This window comes from Ancylobacter mangrovi (assembly GCF_024752335.1).
GTDB classification, from domain to species: Bacteria; Pseudomonadota; Alphaproteobacteria; order Rhizobiales; family Xanthobacteraceae; genus Ancylobacter; species Ancylobacter mangrovi.
Window position 1 is genome coordinate 187,036 of the sequence record NZ_JANTHY010000007.1, and the last position, 11,109, is coordinate 198,144.

5 protein-coding genes are annotated in these 11,109 nt (G+C 64.9%); all 5 read right to left on the reverse strand.

Translation table 11 applies throughout. The features are described 5' to 3' along the window. Nucleotides 1–80: 80 nt before the first annotated feature. From drmB to NVS83_RS18110, 5 genes are read right to left on the reverse strand one after another with little or no spacing between them, the layout of a single operon-like run. Nucleotides 81–1,958 (reverse strand): MrfA Zn-binding domain-containing protein, encoded by a 1,878-nt coding sequence (gene drmB, locus NVS83_RS18090; protein ID WP_258740561.1) that lies wholly within the window; start codon nt 1,956–1,958, stop codon nt 81–83. Then, on the reverse strand, nt 1,958–5,488 hold the full coding sequence (gene drmA, locus NVS83_RS18095; RefSeq protein WP_258740562.1) for a DISARM system helicase DrmA: 3,531 nt from the start codon (nt 5,486–5,488) through the stop codon (nt 1,958–1,960). Before drmA ends, drmB begins: the two co-directional genes overlap by 1 nt. Next, nucleotides 5,485–6,000: a hypothetical protein gene (locus NVS83_RS18100; RefSeq protein WP_258740563.1), complete on the reverse strand. Its 516-nt coding sequence runs from the start codon at nt 5,998–6,000 to the stop codon at nt 5,485–5,487. Before NVS83_RS18100 ends, drmA begins: the two co-directional genes overlap by 4 nt. Before the next feature lie 6 nt (nt 6,001–6,006). Then, nucleotides 6,007–7,110, reverse strand: coding sequence for a helix-turn-helix domain-containing protein (locus NVS83_RS18105; RefSeq protein WP_258740564.1), 1,104 nt, complete (start codon nt 7,108–7,110; stop codon nt 6,007–6,009). Nucleotides 7,111–7,166: 56 nt separating this feature from the next. Continuing rightward, nucleotides 7,167–11,108 carry an Eco57I restriction-modification methylase domain-containing protein gene (locus NVS83_RS18110; protein WP_258740565.1) on the reverse strand — a complete coding sequence of 1,314 codons (3,942 nt, stop codon included), beginning with the start codon at nt 11,106–11,108 and terminating at the stop codon, nt 7,167–7,169. Nucleotide 11,109 lies beyond the last annotated feature (1 nt).

Consider the following 11,109-nt stretch of genomic DNA (forward strand, 5'->3'; position numbering starts at 1 on the left):
GACCCTGGGTTCGCTGCAGCACTCGAACTTTTGGACACGTCGCTTCAGCGTTCTATTCATCCAGCCCACAGCTCCGAGGGCTAAATTCCCTCGAACAGCTCGGAGCCGTCGTCCGACATTGTCCGGACAAGCAGGTTGCGGTCTAGAAAAAGGTTTCGGCGCTCGCAGCTAGTTTCTGAGATCAGAAGACAGCTGTGGCAGGCGGCTCCATGCGTGGCACGATCGCCACTCCGATCATCCGGCTCGTGGTCTGCGCAAACCGGATCGCTAGAGCAGATCGTCAATCTAGCCAGCGCGCTCCTGAGGAGTGCCGCAAACCGCGGGGCCGTGGCCACGAGGCCTCCCAAAGTTCCCTGCGCGCCAGGTGTCGCGGTGTAGATCAGGATACCGCACCGATCGTACGCGCCGGGATTCTGCCGGCTCGGAAGAGCGTAGATCCGTTCCTTCAAGGAGCTGGCGGGGTAGCCGCAATCCAATGCGATCTCGCTCATGAGGGCGTGAGAAAGACTATGAAGCAGGACGTAGGGCGTTCCCGGATAGGATGGTGGCGTGCTGGTGAAACGCTTCCGCCAGTGCTCGTAACCGGCCAAGAGCTTGTTTTGCCGCGCCTGAACCTTCGTGCGCCCAAGCCATTCGGCGATCTTGGTCTCATCGAAATGAATGAAGAGCCCCTCACCGAACTGTTCGATCGCCGGCAGCCAGTCAGCGCCCCGACTGATGGGAGCGCCGCGCACCGCCAATTGGATGTCCTCGAAGTCGCCGTCCACGCTCGCAGGCGCGGCCTCGAACCGGGTGAACCCATACAGGCACGAGACCTCGCGTAGTCGATGCACGGCGACGAGGTTGGTGATCGGGGACAGGTCGACGTCGACACCCTTATCGCGCCACTGCTCTGGCGGCACGGTCTGCGCATAGAGCTTCGCGTCTGGCGCGTTGTGGCCGATTTTGCCCCGGCCGCTGGCGAAGACATCGAATTCGGCGACCTGCGGGGGGCGTCCAAGATCGGACTGTGCATTCTCCCGCAAGCGCAGCAGGCGCTCCAGGATGTCGCCGTTTGAATAGGGGCCCAGCGTCGCCTCGACCTTTGAATTGAACATTTTCGCCGCGGCGACGTGCTCGACCGTCGTGGCCTTGGCGAGCTCGCCGGCGAGGTTTTCCACGAGACGCGAGAGTTCGTCCTCCTCCGTCGGCAACGATATGACAGTGTAAACCTGTGGAAAATAGGTATTGGTCGCAGTGCGGGTGAGGAGTTTCAGGTTCTGGTCGCAGCCGTCCGGGTCGCGGTCAACTAGCCAGGGGCGCTGGCCTTGGCACTTCCCTAGCCGGCCGGGCTGGAAGAGATCTTGCAGCGAGAGCCGGCGAGTGCAACCACACACGACGCTAGTGTCAGCAGGGTCGGCGCTCGTACCCTTCTCTTCAATGTACATCGCCTCGGCGCAGGCGTCGGAACCATGCACCGCGTAGCGCCAATTGATATCGTCCAGATGGCCGTTATCGCAGGCGCAGACGAAGCGAATGGGCGTGACATCACTTCTCCGCCCATCGTCGAACTCGAACTTCCGCCGCCCCTTGCTGTCGAGATCGTTCCAGCGGACGAGCCGGCGACGGCGTGAGGCCTTGGCACCCTCGCCAATTCCCACGTCCTCCACCGTTTCGCAGATGAACCACTTGGGGAATACCGGTGCATCGATGCCGGCGGAGCCACCCCTTGGGGCATCGAGCTCCCTTGGAGGCGTGCGCAGGGTGAGGCTGACGCCGGCCCCCAATCGCCCTTGATCCTGCAACAGTTTCTCGAGACGGCTCGAAAGCCGAGGCTCGGAGATCACCGAGAAACTGCCCCCGCTCATGTCCCATCGCTCAAGGCCCCCGACCACGACGGAACGCGTGGGAAGGTCGATCATGGCTCCGGGGCCGAAGGTGGAAACGAGCTGGCTGAGACGTTGAGTGTTCTTGGCCATCAGACGTCATCCGCGTTGGCTATGGGAGTACCGTAGGGGTCCTTGACCTTCATGCGCACTGAGGGCTCGACATCGCGCATGGACCGACCGGCGACGAAGCGTGCGTGCGCGGGCGTCAGGTTGTCCATCTCCGGCTCCAACGGCTGGTGCAGCAGCCGATGTGGGCTCTTCTTCCGCGCGAAGGCGAAGGTGTTCCCTCCCGCTGCCTGATCATGCGCCGTCGAGATCCAGTCGGCGAAGACCTGGTCGACCATCGCGCCCAGGGCAGCGCTGCCGCCGGCCACCGCCGATGGCGGCGCACGGCTCACGATGAAGTTGCGAACAGCGGCCATGACATCCGGATTCGCGGCCAAGTCGGCGACGGACGTCTCATAGGTGAGGCCGGCGTCGAGGTGCCGGGCCGCAGAGACAACCACAGCCGCCAGCGCCCGATCTAGGGCCCTGGCGGCCCAGGGCGTGACGCTGGTCGCCTCGACGGCTCGGTAGAACGTGCGGTGATACTGGCCGAAATGCTCGAAATGCATTCGGTCCCTTGGCTTATGGAGATTGAGCACCGCGACCACCAGCCCCGGCCGGTTGTGATCACGGCCAACGCGGCTGGTCGCCTGGATGTACTCCGCAGCAGTCTTCGGCTGGCCCTGCACTACCATTAGGCCAAGACGCGTGATGTCTAGGCCGACCGAGATCATGTTGGTGGCGAGGGCCACGTCGACCGTCTCGGCCTGGCCCAGGAACTCGGCCTCAAGGCGCTGCTTGGCGAGGGCGACCTGATCGGTCGAGACTCGCGAGGTCAGCTCCATGGGCTCACGGATGGGTCGGTCGGCGAATGGCTGATCATGCGGCATGACGCGTCGGCGTTCGTCGCCATAACGTCGCGCCCGGTCGCGAACCTCGTCCTCGACGATCCGGCGGGCGCCGCCCAGCTCCCGCAACGCGTTGAAATAGCAGAGCGCCGTCATGTACGGGTCGGCCGGGCTGGGCTTCCCGTCCTTCGGAGGATCCGCCTCGTAGGTCGCCTGGGCCGCGGCGAGCAGAGTCGTCAGGGCCCGCAGGAAGACGAGCTTCGGTCCTCGGCCCTGCGCGGCGATGCCCATGTAGAGACGCGCCGGATCCTTCGAGGACGGCACGGTGACGGCGAAGAAACTATCCGAGCGGTCGGGCCCGGGAGGCGGAAAGATACTGGTCCTCTGCCGGTCAAAGAGGGCAGCGATCTGGTCGGATGCCCGCCGCACCGTGGCGGTGGAAGCCACGATCTTCATCCGGATGCGCTTGCCGTCGCGGGTCCGCTCGGCGAGCTGATCGATAGCGCACTCGTAAAGGCCCGCGACCGTTCCCAGCGGTCCGGCGATCAGGTGCAGTTCGTCCTGAATGATCAGGTCGGGCGGATCGAGCTTCCAGCCGTTATCTAGGGGCCGTCCATGCCCGGGCTCGGCCGCGCCATAAAACCCCACATTAGAATCGAAACGATCGACGTGGCCAAAGAAGGCGCCGGTTTCGCCGACCCAGGGCAAGGCCGCGAACTTGTCGATGGTCGCGATCAAGAAGGCCGGCAGACGCCGGTAGATCGGCTCATCGACCGTGAGGATCGGCAGAGGGCGGTTGCGGGTGAAGTCGCACCGGGCGTTGACGCAACGGATTTCCAGGTTGGTGGGCGCCGCATTACTGGGCGTGCAGGAGAACGACTCCGGCGTGAACGTCGTACCGCACCAGGGACAGGCCTTGATCGGCGCCGGCGCCCGCTTGTCCTGACCGAGCCGATAGCGCCGCACGCGACCCACTGCCGTGGTCTGATCGGCCTCGCCCGTGCGTCCAAGCTTGTTCGGAGAGGCGTCCGACCCGACCCAAAGGCCAATTTCGATCGGCCAGTCGCCGAGGAGCTTCTGGCCGCGTTCGTTCACGTTCGCGGGGTCCGTACGCATCAGTTCGAGCGCGCAGACGACGCCGGCAGCGCGCGCCAGCTGGTCGAGGGTCAGTAGGCGCAGTGTGTAACGCATGATCACCGCGACGCCCGCGCCCAGGACGCCGGGCGCCTTGAGCCGCCGGATGGCGATGGTGAAGGCCGCGAGGCCCAGATAGGCTTCGGTCTTGCCGCCCCCCGTCGGGAAGAACAGCAAGTCTGCCGTATCGCGGTCGGGGTGGCGCCTGTCGGCCAAGCCCGAGAGATTCAGCAGGATGAAGGCTAGCTGGAATGGCCGCCAAGCGGGCGCGCGTTGCATCTCTGGATCGCCCTGCGGCCCTGCGTTGCGGCGACGGGCGGCGCGCGCCACGGCGAGGTTCATGAAGCCGAAGGCTTGGCGCGCGAGCGGTTCGGTCGCGAGGATATCGAGGCCGGTACCGATCCGAGCTTTCGCCGTCTCCATGTCCCGGATCAGATCGTCCGCGGTCTGGCGGCGGCGGGGCGACGTCAGCGAAATGGCCCGTTGGGCTGTAATCCAATCGCCATAGAGCTTGGGCAAATCCTCAAGCGCCGACCTCAGTGCCGACCCGTCGCCGCTGACTAGCTCGGCTAGCGCCTCCATGCCAAACGTTACGGCGGACTTCAGCGGCTTGCCTTCGTTAGGCGCCACGCGCTCCACTTCGGCTAAGGGTAACGGATCGGTCCAGACCCGCTTCACATCGCCCGCCGCTTCCTCATCGAGCGGCCAGGCGGCGGCAGCGTTGCGCCCGACGGCCCATTCGCAGACGTCGCGATAGTGCAGATCGGCGATCTGAAGATCCGCGTCGTTGGATGTCATGCCGGAGAGATCGCGGCGCGGGCGGAAGCCCGCCTTGCTGGCGAGCTCCAGACGCGCCTGAAAGGCGTAGCCCACGTCCGCATAGAAGCGGTGAGCACGTGAGCGGCGGTTGACCAGGAAGACCGTCAGCGCCCGCACCCGCTCGACCTGCCCATCAGGCGTCGGGTAGGTGAAGACCCGCGAGTGCGTCTCGAGGCACAGGCCGCCCCCGGGCAGTTGTTCCGCGGCGCTCTCCGGCACGACGAACCGTCCAGCGCGCCCGTCCTGCACGGCCAGCGCGAACCTGCGCTCCTTGGGCGCGCGAACCCACTCGACCTGGGGGCGCCGGGGCTTTTTTTCGGGGTCCTGCTCGCCTTCCGGATCGGGAAGCAGCAGCGCCTCGTCCATCGGCGGCTCGGTTCGGTAGTCCCCCCAGGACACGACAGCTTCGATCTCACGGATGTCGGGATCGAGCAGAACGGTCAGACCGACCGAAGACGGCAGGAAACGCCGCCTGGCGTTGGGCGCCTCGGGCTCCTCATTGTCGCCCGCCGCGCCACCTGCGCCGTCCGCATCGGCTTCGCCGCCCTCTATCTCCAGCTCTTCAGTCTCGGCGGAGGCGTCGCCGTCTTCGGCGCCGTCGAGCGCCAGCTCGTCATCGGCAGGCGCGAGGAAGCCGGTGAGATACCAGCGCGAGGGGTTCTCATTCAGCCGTTCACTGGAGAGGTCGAGATCCTCCGGTTCCGGACCGGGGCCGACCAGGTCGCGGCGGAAGGCGCCGGCGATGCGGGTGCGGACGTCAAGCGAGCTGGTCATGAGCGTCCCAAGCCTTCTGAAAAAAGAAATTGTCCCAAGGCGTTCTCAAGCCACTTGCTCGTGTATGCCTGCTTCAACGCTTCTTTGGGCCGGTGCCCGGCGTCGACGAACAGCGATTCCAGGGCGATAAGGCGGTCGCGAAGGCCCAACCGAACGCCGAAGCGCATGCTGGCCTTGTCCGGCCCGCAGAGAACCCAGGCGTCGTCCCGCGTCAGCGCGTGGGCCCAAAGGGACCGCTCGCCAACGTCGAGGGCGATATCGGGGGCGCGGAGCGCCACGACCGCGCGCTGCCCGTCGGTCACGGGATGCATCGCGTGCAGACCGCCCGTGAGTTCACCGGGATCGATCCGCGCCTCTGGCCGGCGGCGCTGGAAGCCAGTCTGGGTCTCGGTCACGCAATCCTCAACCGTCTCGACCTGATAGCCACCCGTCAGCGCGCGCCAGGACCCCACCCGGAAGCACTCCAGGATGATGTTCGTATCGATCAGGAGGGGACCCTTGTGGCGCGGCATCGATGATCAAAGCTCAATCGGGGATGGAGCCCCGTAGACCTCGAAGAGGTCGCCCAGATCATCGACCGTCATGTCGAGCAACCCACTGGCCCGGCGGGCCGACACGTGACCGGCCTCGATCGCCAGGCCGATCACTTCGACGAACGGCTTGGAAAACGGCGGCGGCGGGACGGCCGCCCCTTCGCCGCGTCCATTGTTGCGCAAGGCCGCGTCTGGGGTCGCCCGCGCCGTCGCCGGCTTCAGCCTGTTCAGTGCGACAAGGCGCCATTTGAGGGCAGACGCCGTCACCTTCAGCTGATCAGCGGCGCCATTCAACCGCGCCACAAGGGCGGCCTCGGCCAAAGCTGACCAGTCAGCCATCCCGTCGAGGATCTTCGCTGGCATCAGGACCGCGGAGGCAAAGTTGTTGGCAAGCTGCTCCACCCGGTTTCCGCCGGTCTCTACGGCCGCCTCGGAGTGTTCCGGCGGCATGGTGTCCCAGGTGAGGATGTGGAACAGCTCGTGCGCCAGGTCGAAGTTGCGGCGGCCCTCCACCTCGCTACGGTTGATGAGAACCACGTCGAGTTCGGGCAGCCGGCACGCGGCGCCGGATATGCCCTCGAAGGCGTCCACCCGAAGCACCAGGATTCCGAGCGCCCGCTCCATGACCTCGGCAAGGCGGCCGGCCGGCACATCACCAAGCTCAAACTCGGCGACGAAGCGCTCGCCGGCTTCCATAGCATCTTCGAAGCTGTGGCGAGGCGTCAGGCCCAGCGACCTTCGTAGCAGGGGCGCCGCGCGCCCGACTTGGGGCGACAGCGCGCGATAGGCCGCGATCCAGCGGCCGGCGCTGCGCTCATAGCCGTTAAGGGCTTGCGGGCCGACGTTGGTCTGCCGCCATGAGAACCGCCCCTCGCCCACCAGGAGAAACGGGTTGGTGAAATAGTCGAGGGATGCGCCGAGCTTCTCGACGGCGATGACCAGTTCCTCGGCGGTCACCCGCCGCTCGCCCGTCTCGATCGCCGAAACCGTCTGGCGGTCCTTGAAGCCGAACACGCGCGCCAAGTCGTCCTGCGAGAGCTTCCGCTCCTCGCGCAACGCCTTGATCCTTGTTCCAATGAAGTTTGCCATGACCGCCTCCGGGGATCAGGTAATCTTGCAAATCAAAGAATGCAAGATTTTCTTGCTCACTCGGTGGTAGCTTCGTCCGGATCTTCGTCGTCATCCTCTGCCAGCACAGTGAGCCCGGCGGCACGCTCCTCGTCGGCGCGAGTGACGTTGAGGGCGATGAGACGCGCGAGGACTTCGTCCTTGAACTCGGCCGGCCAATCTAAGCGAGTCTTGACCTTCTTTCCCTCATCGACCTCCTGCTCGATGAACTCGGGCGCCGCGCGGTCGGCCAAGTCTTGCCAAGCCTGCGCGATGGCTTCCTCGGGCTCGCTTCGGGCGTAGGCACGCAAAACGGCAACATCCATCTCGGCATGCAAAATCCGCAGACGGGAAATATCGGCGGCGTTCTCGCCGCGGGCATGGAAGCGATTGTAAATCTTGGTGAGCCCCTCGTTCCGGTCGGTCAACAGTTGGGCTCGGAAGGCGTGATACGCCTCACCGGCAGCCTCCAGCTCCGGATCGCGCTCAAAGTTGGCGGGGAACGGAAAAGTTCGGAAACAATCAGAGGGTGTGTAGCGAAGCCTATCTTCGAGTGTGGACGCAAAAAAACGCGCCCAGAGCTCGTGCGAGCGTGATTGAAGTACCGCAAATGGGCCGTAGCGCTCAAATGCGAAAACCACACAACTGTCCGCGAAGACCATGTTTGTAGACACGGATGCAACAGCCATCTGGGCTGAGACGCGGGACAGGGCAAACGCGCGCTCAAGGCCCGCGATAGACCGATATAATTCCGGACGCTCTCTCCAATACTTCCACCACTCGGTGTACATTGCTCCGTTTTTCTTATTCTTCTCCTTCTGCCGCTCGGGACGCACGTAACGGTCGAGGATATTGAATAGTTCGGTAAAATCAGCGACGCATTGGCTAAGCGTAAGGTCATTGACGTTGACTACATAGCGGTGGTGCGTCTGGGTCGGAGAAGTGTTCAACTCATCGCCGCCTAGATACGGAAAAATTCTCCGAGAAGCTGTTTGACTGGAAGCTGTAATCTCGGCCATCTCGCGAAGGGAAGCGGAGGCTCCCTTGGCCGCCGCTTCATCGTCGAACGTGAATCCCATCCCCAAGACGATCGACCCTTGAAAGGCCTTTCTAGAGTTCGTTGAGAGACGAGATGGAGAACGATCGAAATCACCCTCCACCAAGTATGCTGAAATCCTGCTTACGGGACGGGCGTCCAAGAAGGGCTGGAGTACAGTTCCCTTCACGATATGGACTACGGAAACGACGACAGCGGCCTCACCTGGCCAGCGCATCGTCTTCTGAGCCCGCGCTATGTTTCCGCCGTCCGTTAGGATGATCGCAAGCGATCCTTCGCGGGTGTCACCCTGCGCCAGTGTGTTTGTGCCAATCAGTCCTAGAGCGCCATCGTTCCGCAGAAACGAGAACGCACGAAGGAAGAAATGGCCAATTAGATCAACGTTTCTAGTGCTTCGGGAATGAAGCGTTGCAAGCCAATCTCGGTACCTCGTTCCAAATTGCTCTGAAATGCGTTTGCCGCCGAGAAAAGGCGGATTCCCGACGATGGCGTCGAAGCCTCCGTTCTCCCGAGCAAACACCTCCGGGAACTCCAACTGCCAATGGAAGGGCGGGAGTCCATTCTCGCCGGACCGCAACCGGATCGCCGAAGCGTCCAAGTGATCCCACCGCGGCGGCATGCCGGAGATCTGACTCTCGACCTCCGCCCGCGCCTTCTCCCTCGCCTTGGTCTTGTCAGCGGCGAAGAACGCCGAAAGGACCGCGTCACCCATCACCCTGATCGGCGCAAGACGGGTTTCCACATGGCTATGCCGCTGCTCCTGGACCACGCGGGCCGTATCATCGGGTGCGGACTGGATTTCCGCCCGCGCCGTCTCAGCCTCGACGACCCTATCGCGGACCAACTGGCGGAACAGCGGCAGGCCGGGCTTGGCCTCGTCCCAGTTGGCGGCGGCAATCTGGGCCGGCGTGAGACCAACAAGGCTGTCGCCGCTCTTCAACGCGTGGTCGAGGAAGGTGAACTCGTGGTCCCGCGCCAGCGTTGCCAGCCAGAGCGACAACCGCGCCAGGTCGACCGCTCGCGGATTCTTGTCGACGCCGTACAGGCAACGCTGCGCGACCAGTCGACGGGCATGTAGCTCCTCATCCTCGTCGGCAGGGATCGTGGGCCGGCTCTCCGGCCACCGCGCCCAGGCCAGGATGAGGCGCTCACCCAGCGCGCGGCAGGCCTCGACGAGGAAGGCGCCTGACCCCATGGCGGGGTCGCAGACCTTGAGGTCAAGAACCTGATCCGCTGTAGCGTCCGGCCCCAAGCGAGCGAACGCGGATTCCAGCGCGTACTTAACAATGGGCGCAGTCAGCGAGCGAGGCGTGTAGTGGCTGCCGGTCCTTCGACGTTCATCAGTCGGCTGCAGGATCGGCGTGCCCAGCGCGGCCAGGGTCTTCTTGGGCGAGCCCCGCTCATCGACCATGCTGTCTAGCGCAACCACGAGGTCCTCAACGCCATCTGCGTCCTCGATCGGCTTGGCTTGCGCCGCCGTGAGCGCGCGGCCAGCATCTTCTTTGAGCGCCTTGATCCGCGCCTTGCCCTTGAGCGCCGCCAGGGCGTCGAGGTCCACGAAAACCGGGATCTTGTTATTCTTGCCGGCCTTGATCGCCAACGAGCGGCCGGACGTCAGGCTGGCCTCGAAGCCCATCACCGTCTCATAGACCGAGCCGATCTGTTCGACGTCCAACGCGCGATAGGACAGCCGCTCGCGCGTTCCGCCCCGCAACTTCAGCGTCATCAGGCCTTCGAGGATGCGCAGCAGGCAACCATCCGAGACGCCCGGCACGCGCGGCGCGTCCGCTGGAAGGGCACGTCCCTCCAGGAACGGGAAGGCCTCCGGGTCGAACAGCTTGCCGCCGCGCGCCTGTACAAAATGGGTGCGATGACCGCCATAGATCAGCCGGAACAGGGCCAGTAGCTGGCCCCAACCGCCCTGGCGCTCGTCCATCGTGTCCGGGTGGAGGGCGGCGTCCTCGCTCAGCCGCGCATAAAGTCCGCGCACGGCGTAGCTGGTTTCATAGACACGCCGGGCGTCGGCGTCGGTCCGGGAGGGCAGCAGGTCGCGGTCCTCGGCGTAGAGCACGAAGACCAGCCGCATCAGCACCGTCAGAAGGCCCTCGTAAAGGTGGCCGGGCTCGCTGGTGGCGAGATGGCGGACGAGGTCGGGCTCTGCGGCGTCGAAGCCGCGCAGGAGCTCATGCAGGGCGCCGAGCACCTGTCCGGCGAGCGCGGTGGAGACCGCGGCCTGGGCGTCGCGGCTCTTTGCCAGCAGGGCCGGCAGTCGGCGGTCGTCGCCTTCGATGAAGAGGCGGACAGCGCCCAGCAGCAGCTTGAGGCCGCCCAGCATCGGCCGGCCGGCGACCATCGCCAGCGGCCGAATCGGGAAAGTCAGATGACCGGACGTCTCGCCCCGCGGTGCGTAGGTCAGCCGCACTGCGTTGTCCGTGATCATCAAGCCGGCGAAGACGCCGGTTTCGCGCAAAAGGCGCTCGAACCGCTGCTGCGGAGTCGCCTCCCACCCGTCCAGGCTCGCCCGCTGATCGGGTTCGACGCCGGCATCCTCGACACGGACGAGCAGTTGCCACTCGCCGGTGCCATCGCCCAGCTCGCGCACTGCCCAAGTCGGCTGCAGCGACGTGTTGTGCTCGGGAAGCGGTACGACGAGGGACACCGGGATTTCCGATCCCTCCGGCGCACCCGCGACGTGCCGCGCTTCCCAGCCCAGGATCGTTTGCGCGAAGGCCCACGGATCGCGCAGCGCGGGGCCTGAACCCTCCACGTCGATCTGCTCGGCGGCCTCTGCAGTGTCCACGGCCGTCTGGCGGGTGGGGGCGAGGCCGAGTTCCTTAATAAGGCTGGCGGCGATGACGAGGCCGACGGGCCGCACATGGTCGAGCCATTCGATGTCGGGATCGCGATTGATGTCTTCGCTCATG

Excerpts from the sequence above, each read along its gene's own strand:
- drmB (WP_258740561.1), bottom strand. The coding sequence starts at position 1,958 with ATGGCCAAGAACACTCAACGTCTCAGCCAGCTCGTTTCCACCTTCGGC.
- drmA (WP_258740562.1), bottom strand. The coding sequence starts at position 5,488 with ATGACCAGCTCGCTTGACGTCCGCACCCGCATCGCCGGCGCCTTCCGC.
- NVS83_RS18100 (WP_258740563.1), bottom strand. The coding sequence starts at position 6,000 with ATGCCGCGCCACAAGGGTCCCCTCCTGATCGATACGAACATCATCCTG.
- NVS83_RS18105 (WP_258740564.1), bottom strand. The coding sequence starts at position 7,110 with ATGGCAAACTTCATTGGAACAAGGATCAAGGCGTTGCGCGAGGAGCGG.
- NVS83_RS18110 (WP_258740565.1), bottom strand. The coding sequence starts at position 11,108 with ATGAGCGAAGACATCAATCGCGATCCCGACATCGAATGGCTCGACCAT.